The sequence below is a fragment of the Mesobacillus sp. MER 48 genome (assembly GCF_023714225.1).
Classification (GTDB): domain Bacteria; phylum Bacillota; class Bacilli; order Bacillales; family Cytobacillaceae; genus Mesobacillus; species Mesobacillus oceanisediminis_A.
Genome location: NZ_JAMAUR010000002.1, coordinates 487,761 through 511,088 on the forward strand (window position 1 = coordinate 487,761; position 23,328 = coordinate 511,088).

The 23,328-nt window shown below is 43.3% G+C and carries 27 protein-coding genes; all 27 read left to right on the forward strand.

All coding sequences use genetic code 11. The annotated features are described in order from the left end of the window. The first annotated feature begins 599 nt into the window (after positions 1-599). The 27 genes from flgB to M3593_RS08790 all read left to right on the forward strand — a co-directional run bounded on the left by flgB (position 600) and on the right by M3593_RS08790 (position 23,317). Positions 600-995, forward strand: coding sequence for a flagellar basal body rod protein FlgB (flgB, locus tag M3593_RS08660; RefSeq protein WP_144474867.1), 396 nt, complete (start codon positions 600-602; stop codon positions 993-995). Between the two features lie 2 nt (positions 996-997). Next, the gene (flgC, locus tag M3593_RS08665) at positions 998-1,447 is read left to right on the forward strand and encodes a flagellar basal body rod protein FlgC (RefSeq protein WP_251542012.1); all 450 of its coding nucleotides are present in this window, start codon (positions 998-1,000) and stop codon (positions 1,445-1,447) included. Between the two features lie 45 nt (positions 1,448-1,492). Further along, positions 1,493-1,771, forward strand: coding sequence for a flagellar hook-basal body complex protein FliE (gene fliE / locus M3593_RS08670; RefSeq protein WP_251542365.1), 279 nt, complete (start codon positions 1,493-1,495; stop codon positions 1,769-1,771). 77 nt (positions 1,772-1,848) lie between these two features. Continuing rightward, complete coding sequence (gene fliF, locus M3593_RS08675; RefSeq protein WP_144474869.1) at positions 1,849-3,444, forward strand: flagellar basal-body MS-ring/collar protein FliF; 1,596 nt, start codon at positions 1,849-1,851, stop codon at positions 3,442-3,444. Positions 3,445-3,458: 14 nt separating this feature from the next. Beyond that, entirely contained in the window at positions 3,459-4,472 is a 1,014-nt protein-coding gene (gene fliG, locus M3593_RS08680) for a flagellar motor switch protein FliG (protein ID WP_144474870.1), read from the forward strand. Further along, positions 4,465-5,229 (forward strand): flagellar assembly protein FliH, encoded by a 765-nt coding sequence (gene fliH, locus M3593_RS08685; protein ID WP_251542010.1) that lies wholly within the window; start codon positions 4,465-4,467, stop codon positions 5,227-5,229. Before fliG ends, fliH begins: the two co-directional genes overlap by 8 nt. After that, the gene (fliI, locus tag M3593_RS08690; RefSeq protein WP_144474872.1) at positions 5,229-6,542 is read left to right on the forward strand and encodes a flagellar protein export ATPase FliI; all 1,314 of its coding nucleotides are present in this window, start codon (positions 5,229-5,231) and stop codon (positions 6,540-6,542) included. Before fliH ends, fliI begins: the two co-directional genes overlap by 1 nt. Positions 6,543-6,549: 7 nt before the next feature. Then, on the forward strand, positions 6,550-6,996 hold the full coding sequence (fliJ, locus tag M3593_RS08695; protein ID WP_251542008.1) for a flagellar export protein FliJ: 447 nt from the start codon (positions 6,550-6,552) through the stop codon (positions 6,994-6,996). A gap of 4 nt (positions 6,997-7,000) precedes the next feature. Further along, positions 7,001-7,600 (forward strand): MotE family protein, encoded by a 600-nt coding sequence (locus M3593_RS08700; RefSeq protein WP_144474874.1) that lies wholly within the window; start codon positions 7,001-7,003, stop codon positions 7,598-7,600. Positions 7,601-7,629: 29 nt separating this feature from the next. Next, on the forward strand, positions 7,630-8,871 hold the full coding sequence (locus tag M3593_RS08705; protein WP_251542006.1) for a flagellar hook-length control protein FliK: 1,242 nt from the start codon (positions 7,630-7,632) through the stop codon (positions 8,869-8,871). Between the two features lie 10 nt (positions 8,872-8,881). Further along, positions 8,882-9,511, forward strand: coding sequence for a flagellar hook assembly protein FlgD (flgD, locus tag M3593_RS08710; protein WP_251542004.1), 630 nt, complete (start codon positions 8,882-8,884; stop codon positions 9,509-9,511). Positions 9,512-9,528: 17 nt separating this feature from the next. Further along, positions 9,529-9,918, forward strand: a complete 390-nt coding sequence (locus tag M3593_RS08715; RefSeq protein WP_251542002.1) for a TIGR02530 family flagellar biosynthesis protein — start codon at positions 9,529-9,531, stop codon at positions 9,916-9,918. Positions 9,919-10,004: 86 nt separating this feature from the next. Continuing rightward, a complete protein-coding gene (locus M3593_RS08720; RefSeq protein WP_144474878.1) occupies positions 10,005-11,219 on the forward strand; it encodes a flagellar hook protein FlgE in 1,215 nt (404 codons plus the stop codon). Positions 11,220-11,273: 54 nt separating this feature from the next. Then, on the forward strand, positions 11,274-11,495 hold the full coding sequence (locus M3593_RS08725; RefSeq protein ID WP_144474879.1) for a flagellar FlbD family protein: 222 nt from the start codon (positions 11,274-11,276) through the stop codon (positions 11,493-11,495). Next, complete coding sequence (gene fliL / locus M3593_RS08730; protein ID WP_144474880.1) at positions 11,485-11,913, forward strand: flagellar basal body-associated protein FliL; 429 nt, start codon at positions 11,485-11,487, stop codon at positions 11,911-11,913. The genes M3593_RS08725 and fliL overlap by 11 nt, the downstream gene beginning before the upstream one ends. Positions 11,914-11,955: 42 nt before the next feature. Continuing rightward, entirely contained in the window at positions 11,956-12,954 is a 999-nt protein-coding gene (gene fliM / locus M3593_RS08735; RefSeq protein ID WP_251542000.1) for a flagellar motor switch protein FliM, read from the forward strand. After that, positions 12,944-14,221 carry a flagellar motor switch phosphatase FliY gene (gene fliY / locus M3593_RS08740; protein ID WP_144475005.1) on the forward strand — a complete coding sequence of 426 codons (1,278 nt, stop codon included), beginning with the start codon at positions 12,944-12,946 and terminating at the stop codon, positions 14,219-14,221. Before fliM ends, fliY begins: the two co-directional genes overlap by 11 nt. Before the next feature lie 18 nt (positions 14,222-14,239). Further along, on the forward strand, positions 14,240-14,602 hold the full coding sequence (locus tag M3593_RS08745) for a response regulator (protein ID WP_023614882.1): 363 nt from the start codon (positions 14,240-14,242) through the stop codon (positions 14,600-14,602). 25 nt (positions 14,603-14,627) lie between these two features. Next, complete coding sequence (locus M3593_RS08750; protein WP_395883493.1) at positions 14,628-15,305, forward strand: flagellar biosynthetic protein FliO; 678 nt, start codon at positions 14,628-14,630, stop codon at positions 15,303-15,305. Next, positions 15,298-15,963 carry a flagellar type III secretion system pore protein FliP gene (fliP, locus tag M3593_RS08755; RefSeq protein WP_144474883.1) on the forward strand — a complete coding sequence of 222 codons (666 nt, stop codon included), beginning with the start codon at positions 15,298-15,300 and terminating at the stop codon, positions 15,961-15,963. Before M3593_RS08750 ends, fliP begins: the two co-directional genes overlap by 8 nt. A gap of 14 nt (positions 15,964-15,977) precedes the next feature. Further along, entirely contained in the window at positions 15,978-16,247 is a 270-nt protein-coding gene (fliQ, locus tag M3593_RS08760; protein WP_144474884.1) for a flagellar biosynthesis protein FliQ, read from the forward strand. A 4-nt stretch (positions 16,248-16,251) separates the two neighbouring features. Then, the gene (fliR, locus tag M3593_RS08765) at positions 16,252-17,028 is read left to right on the forward strand and encodes a flagellar biosynthetic protein FliR (RefSeq protein ID WP_144474885.1); all 777 of its coding nucleotides are present in this window, start codon (positions 16,252-16,254) and stop codon (positions 17,026-17,028) included. Position 17,029: 1 nt separating this feature from the next. Beyond that, positions 17,030-18,115, forward strand: coding sequence for a flagellar biosynthesis protein FlhB (gene flhB / locus M3593_RS08770; protein ID WP_144474886.1), 1,086 nt, complete (start codon positions 17,030-17,032; stop codon positions 18,113-18,115). Positions 18,116-18,150: 35 nt separating this feature from the next. Then, on the forward strand, positions 18,151-20,187 hold the full coding sequence (gene flhA / locus M3593_RS08775; protein ID WP_144474887.1) for a flagellar biosynthesis protein FlhA: 2,037 nt from the start codon (positions 18,151-18,153) through the stop codon (positions 20,185-20,187). Then, positions 20,184-21,362 carry a flagellar biosynthesis GTPase FlhF gene (gene flhF, locus M3593_RS08780; RefSeq protein ID WP_144474888.1) on the forward strand — a complete coding sequence of 393 codons (1,179 nt, stop codon included), beginning with the start codon at positions 20,184-20,186 and terminating at the stop codon, positions 21,360-21,362. The genes flhA and flhF overlap by 4 nt, the downstream gene beginning before the upstream one ends. Continuing rightward, positions 21,355-22,221, forward strand: a complete 867-nt coding sequence (locus M3593_RS08785; protein ID WP_251541998.1) for a MinD/ParA family protein — start codon at positions 21,355-21,357, stop codon at positions 22,219-22,221. The genes flhF and M3593_RS08785 overlap by 8 nt, the downstream gene beginning before the upstream one ends. 7 nt (positions 22,222-22,228) lie before the next feature. Beyond that, a complete protein-coding gene (locus M3593_RS08790) occupies positions 22,229-23,317 on the forward strand; it encodes a protein-glutamate methylesterase/protein-glutamine glutaminase (protein WP_283905066.1) in 1,089 nt (362 codons plus the stop codon). Positions 23,318-23,328 lie beyond the last annotated feature (11 nt).

Below are 23,328 nucleotides of genomic sequence, written 5' to 3' on the forward strand. Positions count from 1 at the left end.
ATCAAAGTGCTGCAGGAACAACTTGGACAAGTGAGAGACCCAGGAGACGCTAAAGACTGTTAGGAGGCTCTCCGCAGTCTCGCGGAAAGCGAGTGTCTGGAACCTAAATCAACAGTCAAGTATGTCTTCATAAAAACTTCGCTGATGATCAGCGAAGTTTTTTGCATATAATAGAAATTTATGCTTGGAGTAAATCGTTAAATGTTACAAAAAGATTGCTGTTTTTTTACACAGGTAGATGCAGAAGCGATTAACTTTATTAAAAAAATAAAGAAAATAATGGAAAATACATAAATTGTTATGAGTATTTTATCCTAATTAAGTAACTTTAAAGGTGGTTTTTTTAATTCCTTTGACCCTATTTATCTAATAAAACTTGACAATAAAATGGGTGGTATTTTAAAAAATATAAAAAAAAGTAAGTGCATAGGTCTTTTGTACTGTTTTGTAAAATGAGCATTATGCATGATAAAAATTAACTGAAAGTACATAGACAGATTATTTCAGATTCTTTACAATTAGTGATAGATTGACGAAATTCACCAAGGAATTACAAAATTCAGCAAAATCATCCTGTTTTGTAAATGAGAGGTGTAAAAATGAAGTTGTTTTCAAATACGGTATCGACGCTGGAACATGCGCTGAACTACTCTTCTGCAAAGCAGAAAGTTATTTCGCAAAATATTGCCAATGTTGATACGCCGAACTATAAAGCGAAGGATGTGTCTTTCAAAGCGGTATTCCAGGATGTCATGGGACAATCCTTTCAAGCTCATAAATCGGACTCACGACATTATGATTTCAGCAGCAAGCCAAGCCGCATGCCTGGAATCATCAGTAAACCAAACGTCAATTATAACGAGAATGGGAATAGCGTTGATTTGGATAAAGAAATGGCCGATATGGCAACGAATCAAATTTACTACAATGCGCTGACTGAAAGAATCAATGGTAAATTCAATTCGCTCCAATCTGTCATAAGAGGAGGCAAGTAAGGATGACAATCTTTCATAGCATGAACACTACAGCTTCTGCGTTAACTGCGCAGCGTTTGAGAATGGACGTCATTTCCTCCAATATGGCGAATGTGGATTCCACAAGAGGGGTGAATGGAGAGCCTTACCGCAGGAAGATGGTCGTCATGCAGCCAAAGGAAGGAAACTTTTCTTCATTTCTCAATAAAGCAATGGGAAAAACAGACAGCTCGGGAGCTGGAAATGGAGTTAAAGTAACAAGAATCATAGAAGACAGAGAAAACCCGCTCAAAATGGTATATGATCCAGAGCATCCCGATGCAGATGCAGATGGCTATGTTGCATATCCCAATGTGGACCCCTTGAGAGAAATGGTGGATTTGATAAGCGCTACTCGCTCCTATGAAGCAAACGTCACAGTTTTCAACGCCTCTAAAGGCATGATGATGAAAGCACTTGAAATTGGAAAGTAAGGAGATAACTAAATGAACACAGCTGGGATCAATTCAGTAACCCAAATGGTCAAGCCGTTTGAAACAAAAGGGTCTACTCCCACACCTACACCATACGAAGCGCAGAAAAGTTTTTCGTCCGTACTTAAGCAATCAATTGAAAATTTAAATCAAACCCAGCTTCAATCCGATATACTGACAGAAAAATTGGCGCGTGGAGAAAATGTTGACCTCCACCAGGTGATGATTGCAAGCCAAAAGGCAAGCATAACACTGCAGGCAACCATGGAAGTCAGAAATAAAGTAATCGAAGCGTATCAGGAAATGATGAGAATGCAAGTTTAATATTATAGGCTAAAAACTAAGATTAGATCGGTTATTAGCTGTATAAAAAGAAGAGACATAATAACCGGGGGATTGAAATGAAAGAAACCGTTCAAAAGTATCTACATACAATGAAGGATTTCTGGCAAGGGCGCACCAGAAAACAAAAAATAAGTATTGGGGCTTCTATTTTCTTTGTTTTGACCGTTGCCGTCCTTACCGCCTTTTTTGTAACAAGGACTTCCCTAGTTCCGCTTTATAGCAATTTATCGCCCGCAGAGACTGGAACGATCAAAGAAAGTCTGGATGCCAGGGGCATTACATCTGAAATAACGGATGGCGGAAAAACCATCATGGTTCCCGAAGAGGCGGTCGATAGCTTGAAAGTAGAGCTGGCGGCTGAAGGGATTCCGAAATCTGGCAGTATCGATTATTCCTTCTTTAGCCAGAACGCAGGTATGGGCATGACAGATAATGAGTTCAATGTATTGAAGCTTGAAGCCATGCAGACGGAATTGGCCAACTTGATGAAAGGAATCGACGGAGTAAATGATGCTAATGTAATGATTAACCTTCCTGAAAAGGGGATATTCGTCAGTGATAATGCTGGGCCGGCTTCAGCATCCATCGTGCTAAATACAAGTCCGGGTTATCAATTCAAAGATGAACAGATCACTGCTCTTTACCATCTGGTAGCAAAAAGTGTTCCGAATCTTCCTACAGATAATATCGTCATCATGAATCAGTTTTTTGAGTATTTTGATTTAAAAAATGAAAAAAATTCCAGTGGTGCTACATTTGCCTCACAGCATGAAATAAAACAACAGATTGAAAGAGACGTCCAGAGACAAGTCCAAAACATGCTCGGAACGCTTATGGGTCATGATAAAGTCGTTGTTTCAGTAACTGCCGATATTGACTTTACCCAGGAAAACAGGGAAGAAAACATTGTTGAGCCTGTTGATAAAGAAAATATGGAAGGCATCGCAATCAGTGCCCAGCGGATCACAGAGACATTCACCGGCAATGCAGATCAGGCTGGAGGAATTCCTGAAGGAGGAAATCCTGGTGAAACGACTGGTTCCCAATACCTTGAAGGAGCGACCGGGAACGGTGATTATGAGCGAGTGGAAGAGACCATTAATAATGAAGTAAGCAGGATCCGAAAAGAGATAACAGAAAGCCCGTACAAGGTGAGGGATTTGGGAATCCAGGTAATGGTTGAACCTCCGACTCCTGATGACCCTAATTCATTGCCTCAGGAAAGAAGAGAAGATATAACAAAAATCCTGGGTACGATTATAAGGACAACAATTGACAAAGATGCTCTTGGATCAGAGTTGACTGATGAATTGATCGAGGACAAAGTCGTCGTTTCTGTCCAGCCATTCAACGGCAAGGTTACATTTGATAATCAGGTTGTTGAAAAACTGCCTTGGTGGATATACCTCATTGGCGGGTTGCTGCTGGCGGCAATCGTGATTCTGTTGCTGTTATTCATGAGATCAAGAAAGAACAAATTGGAAGAAGAAGAGTATGTCATGGAAGAAAAGTATGAACCAATTCGTGTTCCTGATGTGAACAAGGAATTTGAGACAGAGGGCACAATGAAGAAAAAACAGCTGGAAAAAATGGCGAAAGAAAAGCCAGAGGATTTCGCGAAGCTATTGCGGACATGGATTTCTGAGGATTAGGAGGAGGACCAACAGTGAGGAAAGACCAAAAAGAATTAACCGGAAAACAGAAGGCAGCCATCCTCCTGATCTCGCTTGGACCAGATGTTTCTGCTTCGGTATACAAGCATTTAAGTGAAGAAGAAATCGAGAAGCTTACACTTGAAATCTCAGGTGTGAAAAAAGTGGATTCCATCGCAAAGGAAGAAATTCTTGAAGAGTTTCATAACATTGCCCTGGCGCAGGATTACATCACCCAGGGTGGAATCGGATATGCGAAAACGGTCTTAGAAAAAGCATTAGGAAACGATCAGGCAGCGGTGATCATCAATAGATTGACCTCATCACTGCAAGTAAGGCCGTTTGATTTTGCGCGTAAAGCCGATGCTGGCCAGATTCTCAATTTCATACAAAATGAACATCCGCAAACGATCGCACTGATCCTTTCTTATTTGGACTCCGCCCAGGCCGGCCAGATTTTATCTGAACTGCCGCAGGAAGTACAGGCGGATATTGCCCGTCGTATTGCAGTGATGGACAGTACATCGCCGGAAATCATTAATGAGGTTGAACAAATCCTTGAAAGAAAGCTGTCAGCTACGGTCACGCAGGATTATACTCAAACAGGCGGAATCGAGGCTGTTGTTGATGTGTTGAACGGTGTAGACCGTGCAACCGAGCGCACAATTCTCGATGCCCTGGAAATCCAGGACCCTGAGCTTGCTGAGGAAATCAAAAAGCGGATGTTCGTATTTGAAGATATTGTCACACTTGATAACCGCGCGATCCAGCGTGTTATCCGCGATTGTGAAAATGAAGATCTTATGCTTGCTCTTAAGGTTTCAAGTGATGAGGTCAAGGAGATTGTCTTTAAAAACATGTCTAAACGCATGGTTGAAACCTTCCAGGATGAAATGGAATTCATGGGCCCTGTAAGGCTTCGCGATGTGGAAGAGGCCCAATCAAGGATTGTCGCCATCATTCGCCGCCTGGAGGAAGCCGGTGAAATCGTCATTGCCCGTGGCGGAGGGGATGATATCATTGTCTAGGCTAATCAAATCACAGTTCACCAGTACTTTGCCAACAGAGAAGAAAGTCATTTCCATCAGGATGCTGGAAACTTCCTTAGAGGCAGAAACGGCTTCACCTGTATTCACCCATACAGAGGACGAGAGGAAGAGAATCCTAGATAACGCGTTAATGGAAGCGAATCATATCTTTTCAAAGGCGATGGAGGAAGCCGATCTTATCAGGAAGCAAGTTGAATTGGAAAAGCAGGATTGGGAGAGGCAAAAAAATCTTCTGGCGGAAGAATCCAGACAATCGGGTTTTGAACAGGGATTCCAAGATGGCAGACATCAAGGCTACGAAGAATACCGTCAGGCAATAATGTTTGCGCAAGAAACGGTGGAAGCGGCAAAACAGGATTATCAGAACCATATCGATTCATCGGAAAAAGTGATTCTCGACCTTGGGGTAAAAATCGCTGGGAAGATCATTGGAGAAAAACTGGCCGCTGAAGAAGGATTCCTTCCGCTTGTTAAAAGAGCGTTGAAAAACGCAAGGGATTATAAGGATATTCAGCTCCATGTCCATCCGAATCATTATCAGGAATTGCTTGCACACAAAGAAGAATTGATCGCGATCTTCCCAAAAGAGATTGTGTTCTATATCTATCCAGATGATGAACTGGAAGAATCGGCCTGCGTGATCGAGTCTGAAAATGGCAGGACTGATGCGAGTGTGGACAGCCAGTTAGAGGAAATCAAGAATAAACTTTTCGAGATTTTGGAGAGTGAACTATAGTGAAGGCTGAGGATTTATTGCAGCATGTCGACTCGTTGGATAGCTTCAAGCGCTATGGCAGGGTCAAGCGGGTAGTCGGCTTGATGATCGAGTCTCAAGGTCCTGAAAGTTCAATTGGAGATGTTTGTTTTATCCATGTAGGCACAAAGAAGAAACGGAAAATCCAGGCAGAGGTCGTTGGTTTTAAAGATGAAAATGTCATTCTGATGCCTTATACATCTCTTCATGATATCTCGCCTGGAAGTCTAGTGGAAACTACAATGAAACCACTTGAAATAAAAGCTGGACCGGGCTTGATCGGGAAAGTCGTTGATTCTCTGGGAGTCCCATTGGATCAATCCAGTCTTCCGAAAGGACTTGCCTCGGTTCCTACGGAGCAAGATCCACCCAACCCTTTGAGCAGGCCGCCAATCTCAGAACCTATCGAAGTGGGAGTCAGGATGATTGACAGTCTGCTGACAGTTGGCAATGGCCAGCGTGTTGGGATATTCGCGGGTAGTGGCGTTGGGAAAAGTACATTGCTGGGGATGATTGCGAGAAACACCACCGCAGACCTGAATGTCATCGGGCTGATCGGAGAACGTGGAAGGGAAGTAAGGGAGTTCATTGAACGCGACTTAGGGCCTGAAGGTTTAAAGCGTTCGATTGTCGTTGTTGCAACATCAGATCAGCCGGCATTGATGCGGATCAAAGGGGCTTATACGGCAACCGCGATCGCAGAATATTTTCGCGATAAGGGCCTGAATGTCATGCTCATGATGGATTCAGTAACACGAGTCGCGATGGCTCAGCGTGAAGTTGGTCTTGCTGTTGGCGAACCCCCAACCACCAAAGGCTACACTCCGTCGGTGTTCGCGATCCTTTCAAGGCTTCTCGAAAGAACAGGTACCAATGAATATGGGTCAATCACTGGCTTCTATACTGTCCTTGTCGATGGAGATGATATGAATGAGCCGATTGCGGATACGGTCCGGGGAATCCTGGATGGCCATTTTGTACTGGACAGGGACTTAGCCAATAAAGGCCAGTACCCTGCAGTGAATGTCCTGAAAAGTATCAGCAGGATCATGAACAATATTGTCAGCGATGATCATGTCAAGGCTGCTGAGAGATTGAGGGAATTATTAAGCACCTATATAAACTCTGAGGATTTGATCAATATAGGGGCATATAAGAAAGGCACGTCTGCAGAAATCGATGAAGCCATTACGAGATATCCTCAAATACTGAATTTTTTGAAGCAGAGTACGAATGAAAAGGTCTCGATCAATGAGAGTGTGGAGGCTTTATTGCAGCTAGTAAGGAAAGGTTGATTGTTCAATGCGTTATCAATACAAATTTGATAAAATCCTATCTCTCAAATCAAGAGAAATGGACGAGGCACAAGTCGTATACCAAGATTCAGTCAAAAAGTTCGAAGATGCAGCTGAAAGACTTTATGAACTTTTAAAGAAAAAAGAGGATCTTGAGAGCTTCCAGTCAGACAGGCTTTTAGGAGGTTTGCCGGTACAGGAAATACGCCACCATCAGCAATTTATCGGCAATCTGGAAAAATCGATTGCGCATTATCAAAAAGTTGTGATGAACGCGAGAAATATAATGAACTTTCAGCAAATGCAACTGATGGAAAAGAACAAGGAAGTCAAAAAGTACGAAAAAATCAAAGAGAAAGACCATCTTCAGTTTCTTGCGAATGAAAAATATGTCGAGAGCAGGATGATGGACGAAGTCTCGATTCAGCAATACATGAACCGGGAAATAAGGTGATTAAATGGCAGAGAGCATGGAGGAAAAAGAAAACCAGCGTGAGAGTAAGTTCCAGGGTTTTTTGCTCGTAGTAGCAATACCGATTTTATTTGCGATTGTTGTGGCTTTGGTTGCCCTTTCCTTTCTCGGAATCAATATTTTTGAAACAGCAAAGGATATCGGCGGCAGGGTCCCATTCCTATCAGAAATCGTGAATGAGGATAAGCAGCCTTCAGTTGAGGAGTTCCAAAAAAATATTGTCAGTCTGGAAGCAGAGATAAAGGATCGTGAAGCTAAAGTGGAACAGCTTCAGTCCAAAATCGAAAGCAAAGATACACAGCTGAAAAGGATCGAGCTCGAGAAAACCCAGCTCCAGGCGCAGATAGAGGAATTGACTGCAATCAAGGAAGAAAACAAACGAGCCTTTCGGGAAATTGTCAAAACGTATGAAACGATGTCAGCCAAAAATGCCGCAGCTATTGTTTCTAAAATGGACTCAGATGAAGCGGTAAAGATCCTGACAAATATCAAACCCGAATCACTTGCTGCAATCATGGAAAAGCTTCCGGCAGATGTAGCAGCAAAGTATACGGAATTTTTGACTAACGAAACCGAAAGCAATTAGAGAGTTGTATTTTGAAAGGGGGTGAAAACATGGAAGTTGGAGGTCTTGGGTTCTTTAATAGTGTCGCAGCCGTAAAACAGCCTGCAGCCGGCAAGAGTGAATTGGAAGGCGGTTTTGCTGGCATGATGGCAATGGTCCTTTCAGGGGCAAATGGCTCAAAGATTGCTGAAATACCAGGACAAGATACAAAAGCATTGGAGAGTCTGGCAGACTTGGCTGGCTTTTTGAACACTGAGGACCTGTTGGATTTGGAAGATGGACTGAAGCTGATGGAATCACTTATGGCAGATTCAGAAAATCTTTTAGGCAAGGCTCTTTCCCATCTGGGAATCAGCATGGACCAAGTTCAGCAGCTGCTTCAGAAATGGCCTGGGAACAATGAGGAAAAGACAGACAATGTTCCGGAAGATGAATTGCTGGCGTCTCTTGCCGCTATCCTGGCTGGAATCGCAAATTTGCCAAAAAAAGAACTCGCCGCCAGGCTTGATACCAATGATGTTGAAACCATCAAGGTTCTAAAGCTGTATGAGCTGATGTCAAAGTATGCTGATGGCTATGAATCTAAGAAAACAGCATTACTGAAGGAGTCAATGCAAAACCTCGAGGAAGGTTTGACTAGTCTTTTAAAGCCTGATAACCGAAGTGGCCAAGAATATATCCAAAATCGATTTACCCAGTTAGCGAGAGAGTTAAACCTGTTAGATGCGAAAAAAACAAATTTTTTAGAGGTTAATAGTTTAGCAGAAACTGGATCGTCGATTAAGGCCGATGGGCAAACAGGGGCTGTCACATTTCTTCCGCAAATGGCAAGAGCTGAGCAGCTTACATTGATGATGAATAGTCCTGAAAGGCCGGTTTCCGCAGAGCAATTAATGAAACAATTCGAATCGATTCTCTCAAGGTCTCAATTCATGAATAGCGGCGGAACACAAAAACTATTCATAAAATTGTTTCCAGAGCACCTGGGCAACATTCGGGTAGAGTTATTCCAAAAAGACCAGACAATGATGGCCAGAATCATTACTACTTCAGGCAGTGCAAAAGAAACATTGGAATCCCATATTAACGGTCTCAAACAGGCTTTTGCTGCACAAAACCTTTCAGTCGACAGAATCGAAGTTACCCAGCAGCAGGCACAACAAGAACGTTTCCTGAATAGAGATTCCCAGCAGCAGGAAAGACAGCCTGACACCAGGGAACAGGAAAAGAAAGAAGAACAAGGGGATTTTAACCTTACTTTCGAGGAAGCACTGCTAAATACAGAAGCATAGGAGAAATACCATGGTGAACTCAATTAATTCTTCTTATCTGCTATCGAATCTTCAAAAGGAAAGGAAAGCAGGTTCGGATATTCTTGGGAAAGATGATTTTTTGAAGATCCTGATGACCCAGCTTCAGAACCAGGATCCTTTGAATCCGATGCAGGATAAAGATTTTATAGCACAAATGGCAACATTTTCGACACTTGAGCAAATAACGAATATGGGAAAATCCATCGACCGATTTGTACAGGCTGAACAGCAAAACAAAATGATTTCCTACAGCCAGTTTGTAGGCAAGGAGATTACTTGGCACAAGATTGATTCTGCTGACGGCCAGGAAACGATTAAACAAGGAAATGGAAAAGTTGCCTCTGTCCAGTTCAAGGAAGATACAGTTTCTTTTATTCTTGAAGATGGCACTGTTCTGGAACCCGCGAATATTTCGCAAATCAATGAGCTTTCAAGTGAAAACCATATGCTGCAGGCGAGCATGCTGATTGGCAAATCTGTTACCTATGTAGATGAAAATAAACAAGAGAAATCAGCTAATGTCCTGTCTGTCTCATTTAAAAATGGAAAAACATCCTATTTGCTGGATGATGAGTATAAAACAAGCATCATTTCTTCACAAATCACCAAAATTCAATGACCTAAGGAAGTGAGGTAATGGATAAAACAAATTTTCGTCCAATTCATTCACTGCCTGTTAACAGGACAAACCAAAAACCTGTGAAAGCCAACAACTTTACGCAAACACCTTTTTCCTTGCAATTGCAAAATGCCATCCAATCGAAGAATGGACTGACCATTAGCAAGCATGCAACTGAACGGCTGGAGCAGCGGGGAATAAGTATTTCCCAGGAGCACTGGAACAGGATAGAGGAGAAAGTCAGTCAGGCGAAGGCCAAGGGCGTGAGTGATTCGCTTGTCCTGCTGAAAGACGCAGCGCTGATTGTCAGTGCGAAAAACAACACCGTCATCACTGCGATGGGAAGGCAGGAAGCGGCAGAACAAATTTTCACCAATATAAATGGAACGATTGTGATGGATAATTAAAAAATACTAAATGGCTGGACCTTCACGGAGGCCTGGGCTGTGGACCGATTGAAGCAGCCCCTAAATCGAAAGGAGTTTTACAAGTTATGCTTCGTTCAATGTACTCAGGAATCAGCGGAATGAAAAATTTCCAGACTAAACTTGATGTCATCGGCAACAACATCGCCAATGTAAATACATACGGCTTCAAAAAAGGCCGTGTCACTTTTAAAGATACAATGAATCAAACCATCTCTGGTGCTAGTGCTGCGACACAGAATAAAGGCGGAAAGAACCCGATGCAGGTAGGCCTTGGGTCTACAATTGCAAGCATCGATTTGATCGATACTCAATCAAGCTTGCAAACAACAGGTCGCGCTCTTGACCTTGCCATTTCAGGTGATGGATATTTCGTCGTAAAGCAAGGACAATCACAAATGTATACACGTGCCGGAAACTTCTATCTGGATGATAATGGTACGCTAGTTACTGGTGATGGATTGAAGGTTCAGTCTTTGAATAATGGAATCCTAGAAGATATTACAGTTAACGTTAATGCGCTCTTGCCAGCTAAGCAAACGACTGAACTGGTGATGAAAGGCAATCTTCCAGAGGATGCTAAAGGGGCATCTGAACTGCTTCAGCAGTTAAAAGTCGTTGATGGAAATGGAATTGAGCATGTTATTGACATGACTATAAAGCCAGATGGTGCAAATGGTGCTGCAACAGGTAATTGGACGGTCTCTTTTGTTGATAAATCGATTCCGGTCGCTGATCCTACTCAGCCGAACCCCAATATCACGACAGTAAACATCCAGATACCGACAAATACCGCTCAAAATATTACTTTAAATCTTAACAACGGGTCAGGTACAGCTGTACCATTTACCGTTGCATTGCCGCTTGGTGGCTTAACTGTCGACGGCGGCAGCATGGATGCAAACGCCTACCCTGACGGCAACACCCAGGGTGCTTTGGAAAGCTTCAACATCGGCTCAACTGGTGAAATCAATGGAGTATTCTCAAATGGATTAGTCCTCACACTTGGACAACTTGCGCTTGCTAAATTCAGCAACCCGTCAGGTCTTTCCAAGGTTGGGAATAATACTTTCCAGGAATCAGTCAACTCTGGAACAGCGAATATCAATGTTCCTGGAGAAGGCAGGGGATCCATCGCGGCAGGTGCACTTGAAATGTCCAATGTAGACCTTTCTGAAGAGTTCACCGAAATGATCACGGCTCAGCGTGGTTTCCAGGCAAATACAAGAATCATTACTACATCTGATGAAATCCTCCAGGAGCTCGTGAACTTAAAACGATAGATTAAGAGAGGAGCAGGGCTGAAGGGGTGATTCTTTTAGCCCCTGTGGATAATAGTGATAAAAGTAACGAAATTAAATGGTAAATCGTTCAGGCTTAATTCATTATTTATTGAGACAATTGAGGCTTTTCCGGATACGACGATTACTCTAGCCAATGGCCGGAAGTATGTTGTCAGGGAAAGCGAAAATGAAGTAACGATTTTAATCAAGGAATATTACCAGAGTATCGGCCTTTTGGGAGGCCGGTTGTTGGAGGAACTGGAACATGAAGAATAATAAACTGGTCATGATTATGACAGTCATGCTGGTAGCCATCCTGCTTGTAGGGACAGTCGCAGTGGTAGCAGTGATGAAGCTTAAAGCTGGTGATGGTGAGAAGGAACCAAGTATTGAAGAGGTGCTGGAGGCTTCGGTAGATATACCGGAGGTAACCACGAACCTTGCATCAAATGACTTCATCAAGATTTCATTCAAAATTGAAACAGATGGAACAAAAGCAAAAGAAGAACTCGAGAAGAGAGATTTCCAGGTTAAGAACCTGATTATCTATGAACTATCCGAGAAAAAGGCAGAAGAACTGCAAGGCAAGGAAGGCAAGATGAACCTTGAAGAAACTCTCAAAGTGAAGTTGAATGACCTGATGCAGGATGGAAAAATCAAGAAGGTCTATATAACAGGTTCTCTACTCCAGTAACAGAATGAATCCTATTATCGTAAACGTATGGAGGTGAAGAGAATGTCGGGAGAGGTATTATCACAGAGTGAAATAGATGCTTTACTGTCCGCCCTGTCAACAGGGGAAATGGATGCGGATGAATTAAAAAAGGAACAAGTAGAAAAAAGGGTGAAAGTATATGATTTCAGGAGAGCGTTGCGCTTTTCAAAGGATCAAATCCGAAGCCTGACCAGGATTCATGAAAACTTTGCCAGGCTGCTGACTACCTTTTTCTCCGCTCAATTAAGGACATATGTCAATATCAGCGTAGCATCGGCAGATCAGATTCCTTATGAGGAATTTATCCGGTCGATTCCTAAGATGACGATATTGAATGCATTCGATGTAGAACCGCTTGAAGGCAGGATTCTCATGGAAGTAAATCCGAACATTGCTTATGCCATGATGGACCGTCTGCTAGGCGGCAGGGGGACAAGCCACAACAAAGTTGACAGTTTGACAGAAATTGAGACAAAAATCATGTCAAATATGTTTGAGAAAGCTTTTGAGAATTTCAGGGAGGCTTGGAGTTCGATTTCGGATATCGATCCGCAGCTTTCGGAATTTGAGATCAACCCGCAATTCTTGCAGATGGTTTCGCCAAATGAAACTGTCGTAGTCATCTCTTTGAATACGACGATCGGGGAAGCGAGCGGAATGATCAATATATGTATACCGCATGTTGTCCTGGAACCGATCATTCCTAAATTGTCAGTGAAATATTGGATGCAATCGGATAAGAAACAAAGCTTGCCAATTGAAAATGCAGTACTGCAGAGTGAGATCCAGAAGGCTGATGTTTCAATTACAGCAGAAATAGGGTCGTCAGAAATATCGATCCAGGATTTCCTGATGCTTGAAATCGGCGATGTAATTGAATTAAATCAGCAGATTGACCAGCCGTTACTGATAAAAGTCGGAGATATCCCTAAATTTGTAGGACAGCCAGGGAAATTGAACAAGAAGTTAGCCATTCAAGTGTTTGATACATTTAAGGGGGGAGACGATGATGGTGAGTGATGACATGTTATCTCAAGATGAAATTGATGCGCTTCTCAGAGGGACTTCTGATGAGGCGGAAGAAACAGAAAACATGATTGATGTAGATGACTATTTTTCTTTTATGGAGAGAGATGCCCTTGGTGAAATAGGGAATATTTCATTCGGCAGCTCGGCTACAGCATTATCCACTCTGCTAAGCCAAAAGGTTGAAATAAATACACCTACGGTTACAGTTGTGCACAAGTCTAAACTGGAAGACGAATTCCCGGATCCGTATGTGGCCGTTCAGGTACATTATACTGAAGGATTCATTGGCAGCAATATGCTAGTAATCCAGCAAAATGACGCAGCGATCATCGCTGACTTAATGCTGGGCGGAGATGGCATGAATCCAAGGGAACTGCTAGATGAAATCCAGCTTAGTGCAGTACAAGAGGCGATGAACCAGATGATGGGTTCGGCGGCAACCTCGATGTCAACTGTATTTAGCAAGAGGGTCGATATTTCGCCTCCAAATATCAATTTATTGAATGTAGTTGAAGGAGAAGGAACAGAATCGATTCCTGAAGATGATATTTTAGTTAAGGTATCCTTTTCATTAAAAATTGGCAGTTTAATTGATTCAAACATCATGCAGCTTTTGCCGGTAACCTTCGCGAAAAGCCTTGTTGATGAATTATTGAATCCAGGGGGATCAGGATCGGCCCAGGAGGAAGAGACAGTGTCTCAAACACCGCAGGCCAACCATGCTCCCGCAGCGCAAAACAATCCAAATGAACAAGGGCAGCACCAAAATACTGTTCAACATCAGGGTTTCCATCAGCCGGAATATCAGCCTCAGCAGGAGCAGGCTTATTATCAGCCTCATGCGCAGCAAAATATGCCGCAAGGATTTGGATATAATCCTCAGCCGATGCAGCCTGGGCCGCAGCATTATGGAGGAAATGTGATGACCGGAAGCCAGCCGACGGTCCAGCCCGCAGTCTTCTCCAGTTTCGAGAATGTCCAAGGGCAGCAGGCTGAAACAAAGAACCTTAATATGCTGCTTGATATTCCGTTACAGGTAACTGTGGAATTGGGAAGGACGAAACGTTCGGTAAAGGACATCCTTGAACTAGGGTCCGGATCGATCATTGAACTGGATAAACTGGCAGGAGAGCCTGTTGATATCCTGGTGAACAACCGCTTGATTGCACAAGGGGAAGTAGTGGTCATCGATGAGAACTTTGGAGTCCGGGTTACAGATATTATCAGCCAGAGCGATCGAATTAAAAAATTGAAATAATCTACAGGAGGAATTCCAATGGCGAACAAAATTTTAGTCGTAGATGATGCGGCTTTCATGAGAATGATGATAAAGGATATTTTGACAAAGAATGGGTTTGAGGTGGTTGCTGAAGCTGCGGATGGAGCCCAGGCGCTTGAGAAATATAAAGAATTTCAGCCAGACCTCGTCACAATGGATATTACCATGCCTGAAATGGATGGGATCACTTCACTGAAGGAGATCAAAAAAATCAATCCGAATGCCAAGGTCATTATGTGTTCTGCAATGGGCCAGCAGGCAATGGTCATTGATGCCATCCAGGCAGGAGCGAAGGATTTCATAGTGAAACCTTTCCAGGCAGATCGTGTTATTGAAGCGATTTCCAAAACATTAGCATAATGGACTTATTTATATATTTTAGAGGGTGCGGCAATTGTTAAGACTAATCCGAACTGCCTCGGCCATTCTATTCTTATTAGCTGCTCTGTTCAGTCCTATTGGCTTGACAAAGGCAGAGCAGCTGAATAAAAGTGTTCAGGATTGCATTAAAAATCCTGATTCTTGTGAAGAGGGACAGGCAAAAACTACAGCAAAGCAATCAGGTGAAGCACAGGCACAAGAAGCACAGGTAGGAGTAAGTTTCCTGGATTTTGTCAGGATGATTTTTGCTACGGTGTTCGTGGCAGCGTTAATCTATTTCCTTCTCAAATTCATCAATAAAAAGAGTATGTCATATAAAAGCTCACAGCTTGTTGAGAATCTTGGAGGTACAAGCCTTGGAGCAAACAGGTCTGTCCAGATCGTAAAGGCGGGAAACCGTCTGTTGATTGTTGGAGTAGGAGAAAATATTCAGCTGTTGAGAGAAATAGACGATCCAGAAGAGTACGATCAAGTCATCCAGGAGTATAACAATAAAATGGAACAGCTTATACAGCCAAGCGATATTGTGACAAAGTTGCTTAAAAGAGCGAAGAAAGATGGCAGCGATCCACAAAGTTCCAACTTTTCCGCATTGCTTAAAAGTCAGCTGAATGACATGGCGAGCGGACGAAAGAAGATGCTTGAGGAGATACAAAAGAAAGGATCAAAGAACGATGAATGAGTTCATGGAGTTTTTCAACAGCAGTGATCCAGAAAGTGTATCTACATCCGTAAAATTAATGCTCTTGCTCACTGTTCTTTCGATTGCGCCTGGCATCTTGATTCTAATGACCAGTTTTACAAGAATCATCATCGTTCTTTCCTTTGTCAGAACGGCGCTTGCCACTCAGCAAATGCCGCCTAACCAGGTACTGGTTGGTCTTGCGTTGTTCCTGTCATTCTTCATCATGGCACCTACTTTCCAGGAAGTGAATGAACAGGCACTGACGCCGTTATTTAATGAAGAAATCAATCTGGAGCAGGCCTATGATAGAGCATCGATTCCTTTTAAGGAGTTCATGAGCGCGCATACAAGGCAGAAGGACCTGGCATTATTCCTTCAATATGCTAAGGCGGAAACTCCTGAATCGGTGCAGGATATTCCGCTGACAGCGCTCGTCCCGGCTTTTGCGATCAGTGAAATCAAAACCGCATTCCAGATTGGGTTTATGATTTTCATCCCATTCCTGGTGATTGATATGGTAGTAGCGAGTGTCCTGATGTCAATGGGTATGATGATGCTGCCGCCGGTAATGATTTCTCTGCCATTCAAGATCCTCCTGTTTGTCATGGTGGATGGCTGGTATTTAGTCGTGAAATCATTATTACAAAGTTTTTAAGCAGGTGATTGATAATGACAGCAGAATCGGTAATCTCAATAGCCGAACGTGGAATATATACAGTTTTGATGATATCAGGACCATTGCTTATTTTGGCGCTTGTAGTTGGCTTGATTGTCAGTATTTTTCAGGCAACCACACAAATACAGGAACAGACACTGGCTTTCGTCCCGAAAATTGTAGCTGTCCTCGTCGGAATAATTTTTTTCGGGCCATGGATGCTCAGCTATATGCTTTCCTATGCAACAGAGATTTTTTCAAATCTTACAAGGTTCGTAGGCTGATGAGATGCTAGATTTTATACCATCTTTTCCAGCTTTCCTGCTGATTTTTGTGAGGGTGACATCATTCTTTCTGATGATGCCGTTATTTTCATATCGAACGATCCCGGCAACACATAAAATAGGTCTTGGCTTTATGCTGGCACTTATCATGTTTTCTGCAATAGGTGCTCCTGAGGTGGCGATTGACAGCGTATATTTCTTGTTAGTCATCAAGGAGGCCCTGGTGGGTTTATTCATAGGGTTCATCGCTGCGTTAATGATGGCTGCTATCCAAATTGCAGGCGGGTTTATCGATTTCCAGATGGGATTTGCAATTGCCAATGTCATCGATCCACAAACAGGCGCACAGAGTCCTTTGATGGGACAATATTTATATACCATCGCACTTTTGTTTTTACTGACTGTCAATGGCCATCATTTGCTATTGGACGGGATCTTTTACAGCTATAACTTTATACCGATAGACCAGATGATGATCCCATTCGGCAATGAAAACATCGCGGAATTCGTCATTCTTTCATTTAATAAGATGTTCATCATTGCCTTCCAGATGTCTCTTCCGGTTGTGGGCACATTGTTTCTGGTGGACGTTGCTCTTGGGATCGTGGCTAGGACTGTGCCGCAGCTGAACATTTTTGTTGTTGGCCTGCCTATTAAAATCGGTGTCAGCTTTTTGGTCCTCATAGCAGTAATGGGTGTGCTAATCGCGGTTACATCGGATCTTGTTTCGACAACACTCGCGACGATGCGGGGATTGATGGAACTGATCGGGGGAGCATAAAATGAATTTTTTGACATTGGACCTTCAATTTTTTGCTGGTGAAAAAACAGAAAAAGCGACTCCTAAGAAAAGACAGGATGCCCGAAAAAAAGGACAGGTTGCCAAAAGCCAGGATGTCAATACAGCGATAGTGCTGCTTGCCGTATTCCTGTTTTTGATGTTTTTTGGAAAGACGATGACTGAGAGATTGATAGGAGTTCTGCGTCACTCGCTGCAAAATTATATGTTCATGGAATTGACTGCTAATAATATAGAATCAATTGTAATTGAGATACTTGGTGAACTGGTCATTTTCTTAGGACCAGTAATGGCCGTTGCCTTGATTGCAGGGGTAGCCGCTAATTATATGCAGGTCGGCTTTATGTTTTCCACTGAGGCAATCCAGATGAAATTAGAAAAAATCAATCCAATCAGCGGCTTTAAAAGGATTTTCTCGATGAGGGCAATTGTCGAATTGCTTAAATCAATTCTTAAGATCACCTTCATTGGAGTCATCGCTTTTTCGATCCTTTGGCTGAGGATGGATGAAGTTTTGCTGCTTGCCAATAAAAGCGTTGGTGCTGCAATTGCGACTATTGCCGGACTTACGCTCCAAATGGGGCTTTTTGCTTCCGGAGCATTGCTATTTTTGTCATTATTGGACTTTTTGTACCAAAAATATGACTTTGAAAAGGGTATCCGCATGTCTAAGCAAGACTTGAAGGATGAGTATAAGAACATAGAAGGTGACCCGCTCATCAAATCAAAGATCAAGCAAAAGCAAAGAGAGATGGCAATGCGGCGGATGATGCAAGAAGTGCCAAAAGCAGATGTAGTCATAACGAACCCGACTCACTACGCTATTGCTTTAAAGTATGACGAAGAGAAGGCCGATGCACCCGTCGTGGTTGCCAAAGGTGTCGATTTTGTCGCCCAGAAAATCAAATTGATTGCCAAAGAAAATGAAATCATGACTGTTGAGAATCGTCCGCTTGCCAGGGCTTTATATAGTCAGGCTGAAATCGGGGATGCCATACCAGAGGAATTTTTCAAGGCTGTGGCCGAGATTCTCGCGTATGTATATCAAACAAAAAATAAAGTGCTGTAATTTTCAAGGTATGCAGTGTTTAGGAGAGAAGAAATATGTCCGGAAAAGACCTATCTGTCATCTTCGGTGTCATTTTAATAGTTGCGATGCTAATCATCCCTTTCCCATCCTGGCTGTTAAGTATACTGATCATGGTCAATATATCAATCGCGCTGCTTGTGCTTTTGAACACAATGAATATGACGGAGCCGCTGCAATTTTCTGTTTTTCCTTCATTGCTGTTAATTTTAACTTTGTTTCGTCTGGGCCTCAATGTCTCCACGACCCGTTCCATCCTGTCCCATGGAGAGGCTGGGGGAGTTGTTGAGGTATTCGGTTCTTTCGTTGTAGGTGGAAATGTAGTAGTAGGTATGGTTGTTTTCTTCATTTTGGTCATTATCCAATTCATAGTCATCACAAAAGGATCTGAACGTGTATCAGAGGTTGCTGCGAGGTTTACACTCGATGCGATGCCTGGTAAACAGATGAGCATCGATGCTGATTTGAACGCAGGGATGATCTCTGAACAACAGGCCCGTGAACGACGCGAAAAGGTCAGCAGGGAGTCAGATTTCTATGGAGCGATGGACGGTGCCAGCAAGTTTGTTAAAGGGGATGCAATTGCTGGTATCATCATTGTTCTGATTAACCTGATTTTTGGTATCGTCATCGGTATGGCGCAGCAGGGACTGGCGATTGGCGATGCCGCTCAACGGTATTCGCTATTGACAGTGGGAGATGGCATTGTCAGCCAGATCCCAGCATTGTTGATTTCAACTGCTACCGGCATTGTCGTCACCAGGGCAGCATCAGATGGTAATTTGGGTTTCGACATAACTTCACAGCTAACTGCTTACCCAAAGATGCTTTATGTCGCCGGTGGTACGATCTTCATGCTTGGTTTGTTCACACCAATAACAGATTTGCTGACCATTCCGCTGGCCGGGTTATTAGCTTATGGCGGATATGCTTTCTCCCGTGTACCAGAACCTGATCAACAACAGCTTCAGGAAATGGAAGAGGATATCCAGATGGATGAAATGAAGAGTCCGGAAAGTGTTGTCAATCTTTTGAATGTGGATCCAATAGAGTTCGAATTCGGTTATGGACTCATTCCACTGGCAGACGCCAACCAGGGCGGGGACCTCCTTGACCGGATTGTCATGATCAGAAGACAGCTTGCCATTGAACTGGGACTCGTTATCCCAGTCGTCAGGATCCGTGACAATATCCAGCTTCAGCCAAATGAATACAGGCTGAAAATCAAAGGAAACGAAATGGCCAGGGGAGAATTGCTGCTGGACCACTATCTCGCCATGAGTCCCGGAATCGAGGATGAATCGATTGAAGGAATTGATACGGTTGAACCTAGCTTTGGATTGCCGGCGAAGTGGATTACGGAAGAAATGAAGGAGCAGGCTGAAATTTTTGGTTATACCGTCGTTGATCCGCCTTCAGTCGTATCCACACACATTACAGAAGTAATCAAAGCAAATGCCCACGAGCTTCTAGGACGACAGGAAACAAAGCAGCTGATCGACCATCTTCGGGAAAGCTACCCTATACTGGTCGAGGAAGCTACGCCAAATCCATTGTCAGTCGGCGAAATTCAAAAAGTGCTTGGCAAGCTGCTTAGGGAGAATGTCTCAATCAGGAACCTGCCAATCATCTTTGAAACACTTGCTGATTATGGAAAGGTCACAACTGATACGGATATCCTTGCTGAATATGTACGGCAGGCACTGGCAAGGCAAATTACCAACCAGTATTCAAGAAATGGAGAAACACTTAAGGTTATCACATTATCTGGCAGGGTAGAAAAAATGGTAGCCGAAGGTGTCCAACAAACCGAACATGGAAATTATCTATCGCTTGATCCCTCGGTTTCTCAGGGGATTCTTGAATCGGTTGCAAGTCAGGTGGAACAGCTGAGCATCATGGAACAGACACCGATCATCCTCTGCTCGCCAGCAGTAAGAATGTATGTGCGCCAGCTGACTGAAAGATATTTTGCGCAGATCCCTGTATTGTCATATAACGAACTTGAAGCGAATGTCGAAGTCCAAAGTGTCGGAGTGGTGAATATAGAATGAAAGTAAAAAAATATACAGCTTCATCCATGCCCGAAGCAATGAAACAGGTTAGATCCGAGCTTGGCAGCGATGCCGTGATCCTGAATTCCCGTGTGATCCAGACAGGAGGATTCATGGGTTTCTTCAAGAAAAACAGCATTGAAGTCATTGCAGCTATTGATCCGGACACTGAGCTAGTCCCTAAACAGGCAAACATGGATAAATCCATGAAATATCCCCCTTTATCGATAAAAACAGAAGAAACTAAGGCAGAACCGAACTCTTATAAAAAGGGAGCGGGACTGGCGGCATCTTCAATGGCTGACAAAGATTTATTAAAGGAGATCTCACAGCTGAAAGACCTGCTGAAATCATCTGGCACTACAGAAGGAATTTCACTTCCAGAGCCTATAAGCAGACAACTCCAGCACTTAAGGGATCAGGATGTGGACCAGTCCATTATTGATGAATTGTCTGGTGTCATTCTGGAAAAATGGTATTTGAACGGAGCAGCCTCAAGTGAAGGTGAGATAGCCGATTGGAGTGCTCAAGCCATTCAGCAAAGGTTAAGCAGACTTTCTTTCGGAGGAGTTACTTTTACAAAGAAATTCGTCAATGTAGTTGGCCCGACAGGAGTAGGTAAAACAACTACGCTGGCAAAAATCGCAGCTGAATGTGTTTTGAAGCATCAAAAAAATGTAGCTTTTATTACGACAGACACATATAGGATCGCAGCAATCGATCAGTTGAAAACATATGCGAAAATCCTCAATGTGCCAATTGAGGTTTGCTACAACATGGACGATTTCAAGGCAGCGACCACGAAGTTCGCACAATATGACGTGGTTTTTATTGATACAGCAGGACGTAATTTCAGGAATCAAAAATATGTAAATGATTTAAACGATGTAATTGACTTCAGTGAGGAAATGGAAACCTTCCTGGTCCTGGCGCTGACTTCAAAGCAAAAGGATATGGAGGAAATACGGAAGCAATTTTCGCTTATCAATATCGACAAATACATTTTTACCAAACTTGATGAGACATCCGTTTACGGTTCAATGCTCAATATGGCAGAGAAGTTTTCGACCGGTATTGCCTATTTAACCAATGGACAGAATGTACCCGATGATTTAATCGGGGCCAGTCCTGAAATTACGGCCAATACAATTATTGGAGTCAACCACTATGAGTGACCAGGCAGAAAAGTTAAGAAAGCGGCTCATGACAAATATTCCGATGAATGAAGCAAAGACCCTTGCTGTTGTCAGCGGAAAGGGAGGGGTAGGGAAATCGAACTTTTCTCTGAACTTCTCGATTTCCCTGGCAAAGCAGGGAAATCGAGTATTGCTCTTTGATCTGGATATCGGAATGGGAAACATCGAGATTTTAATGGGCAAGCATTCTCCGCTGTCGATAGCTGACTTTCTTTCAGGCAAAGCATCGATGGAAGAAGTGATTTTTCAAGGCCCGCATGGGATTGAATATATATCAGGCGGGACAGGCTTGAGCCATCTGATCCGGATGGACAGCGAAAGTGTCGAATATTTTACCTCAAGCTTAAGTGATGTACTAAGAAAATATGATTATCTTATTTTTGATATGGGAGCAGGTTTAAATGAAGAAACTCTCTCAATCCTTCTCTCGGTAAACGAAATTTTCGTGATTACCACGACGGAGCCGACCTCCTTGATGGATGCCTACGCTACAATGAAATACATCCATCTTGCCGATGCCGGGCTGCCCTTTTATCTAGTAGTCAATAGGGCAGGCTCTGTCAAGGAAGGCAGGGAAACGATGGCCAGGCTTGAGGATGTACTCGTAAAATTTCTGGGCAGGACACCGATCAAGCTCGGTATGCTGCCGGATGATAAATCCGTCCAGGAAGCGGTAAAGCGGCAAATCCCTTTTGTGCTGTTCAATGAACGGTCACAAGCGTCAAAGGGAATGTCGCAGATTATCGAAAAATATATCAATAAACAGAGCTACAATGCCGAAAAGAGAGATAACAGGAGTTTTACAGCAAGATTGAAGCAATTCCTTTTCGAAAGGTAGTGGTCGAGTGGAAAAGATAAGAGTTCTCATCGTAGATGATTCAGCTTTCATGAGAAAGCTGATCAGCGACTTTCTATCAGAACACCCAGAGATAGAGGTTATTGGCTCGGCGCGAAACGGAGAGGATGCAGTAAAGAAATTCCGGGAAATGCGCCCTGATGTCATTACGCTTGATGTCGAAATGCCAAAACTGAATGGGCTCGATGTCCTGAAAATAATCATGCAGGAACGCCCGCTTCCAGTCGTCATGCTTTCCAGCACGACTAAAGAAGGTGCGGACACGACACTGCAGGCAATTCAGGCAGGTGCTGTGGATTTTGTGGCAAAGCCTTCAGGATCCATATCAATTGATCTACATAAAGTCAAAACAGAGTTAATTCAGAAAGTGTTGTCTGCGAGCAAGGCAAATCTATCCAAAATAAACAGTCAGCACGAACCAAGAACGGTCAGGAAACAGTTATCCATTGCAATAGAACCAGAGAAAAAGCCAGCTGAGGCCCTGTACAACAGAAGATTCAGTCAAGAATCAAAAAAAATCGTCTGTATCGGAACGTCAACAGGCGGGCCAAGGGCTCTGCAGCAAGTTTTAACATCACTTCCAAAAGATATCTGCGTGCCTGTGCTTGTTGTCCAGCACATGCCGCCTGGCTTTACCAAGTCCCTTGCCAGCCGACTGGATTCCTTGAGCGAGATTACCGTCAAGGAAGCGGAGGATGGAGAGCTGCTGCAAAAAGGAACAGCATATATAGCACCTGGAGGATTTCATCTCGAGGTTAAGAGTGTTGGCCCGGCTCTGGCAATCAGCCTGAGTCAATCACCTCCCCGAAACGGTCATCGTCCTTCCGTGGACGTAATGTTCGAGTCGGTCAGTACCATCCAGAATTACTCGAAAATCGCTGTCATCATGACCGGGATGGGTGCGGATGGCTCAAAAGGGCTGGTTGAATTGAAAAAGAACGGCATGGTAAAAGCGATTGCCGAATCGCAGGATACATCGATTGTATTTGGGATGCCTAAAGCAGCGATTGCAACGAACATGGTTGATGAAGTGGCAAATGTCGATCACATTGCTGACACAATCATGAATTATATTTAAGGCCGGAGGTG

Coding starts and splice junctions, on each gene's coding strand:
- flhF (WP_144474888.1), top strand. CDS start 20,184: ATGAAAGTAAAAAAATATACAGCTTCATCCATGCCCGAAGCAATGAAA.
- fliL (WP_144474880.1), top strand. CDS start 11,485: ATGAAGAATAATAAACTGGTCATGATTATGACAGTCATGCTGGTAGCC.
- flhB (WP_144474886.1), top strand. CDS start 17,030: ATGAATTTTTTGACATTGGACCTTCAATTTTTTGCTGGTGAAAAAACA.
- M3593_RS08720 (WP_144474878.1), top strand. CDS start 10,005: ATGCTTCGTTCAATGTACTCAGGAATCAGCGGAATGAAAAATTTCCAG.
- flgD (WP_251542004.1), top strand. CDS start 8,882: ATGGTGAACTCAATTAATTCTTCTTATCTGCTATCGAATCTTCAAAAG.
- M3593_RS08715 (WP_251542002.1), top strand. CDS start 9,529: ATGGATAAAACAAATTTTCGTCCAATTCATTCACTGCCTGTTAACAGG.
- fliP (WP_144474883.1), top strand. CDS start 15,298: ATGAATGAGTTCATGGAGTTTTTCAACAGCAGTGATCCAGAAAGTGTA.
- fliF (WP_144474869.1), top strand. CDS start 1,849: ATGAAAGAAACCGTTCAAAAGTATCTACATACAATGAAGGATTTCTGG.
- M3593_RS08785 (WP_251541998.1), top strand. CDS start 21,355: ATGAGTGACCAGGCAGAAAAGTTAAGAAAGCGGCTCATGACAAATATT.
- fliJ (WP_251542008.1), top strand. CDS start 6,550: ATGCGTTATCAATACAAATTTGATAAAATCCTATCTCTCAAATCAAGA.
- flgB (WP_144474867.1), top strand. CDS start 600: ATGAAGTTGTTTTCAAATACGGTATCGACGCTGGAACATGCGCTGAAC.
- fliE (WP_251542365.1), top strand. CDS start 1,493: ATGGTCAAGCCGTTTGAAACAAAAGGGTCTACTCCCACACCTACACCA.
- fliQ (WP_144474884.1), top strand. CDS start 15,978: ATGACAGCAGAATCGGTAATCTCAATAGCCGAACGTGGAATATATACA.
- flhA (WP_144474887.1), top strand. CDS start 18,151: ATGTCCGGAAAAGACCTATCTGTCATCTTCGGTGTCATTTTAATAGTT.
- M3593_RS08705 (WP_251542006.1), top strand. CDS start 7,630: ATGGAAGTTGGAGGTCTTGGGTTCTTTAATAGTGTCGCAGCCGTAAAA.
- fliM (WP_251542000.1), top strand. CDS start 11,956: ATGTCGGGAGAGGTATTATCACAGAGTGAAATAGATGCTTTACTGTCC.
- fliY (WP_144475005.1), top strand. CDS start 12,944: ATGGTGAGTGATGACATGTTATCTCAAGATGAAATTGATGCGCTTCTC.
- flgC (WP_251542012.1), top strand. CDS start 998: ATGACAATCTTTCATAGCATGAACACTACAGCTTCTGCGTTAACTGCG.
- M3593_RS08745 (WP_023614882.1), top strand. CDS start 14,240: ATGGCGAACAAAATTTTAGTCGTAGATGATGCGGCTTTCATGAGAATG.
- fliR (WP_144474885.1), top strand. CDS start 16,252: ATGCTAGATTTTATACCATCTTTTCCAGCTTTCCTGCTGATTTTTGTG.
- M3593_RS08700 (WP_144474874.1), top strand. CDS start 7,001: ATGGCAGAGAGCATGGAGGAAAAAGAAAACCAGCGTGAGAGTAAGTTC.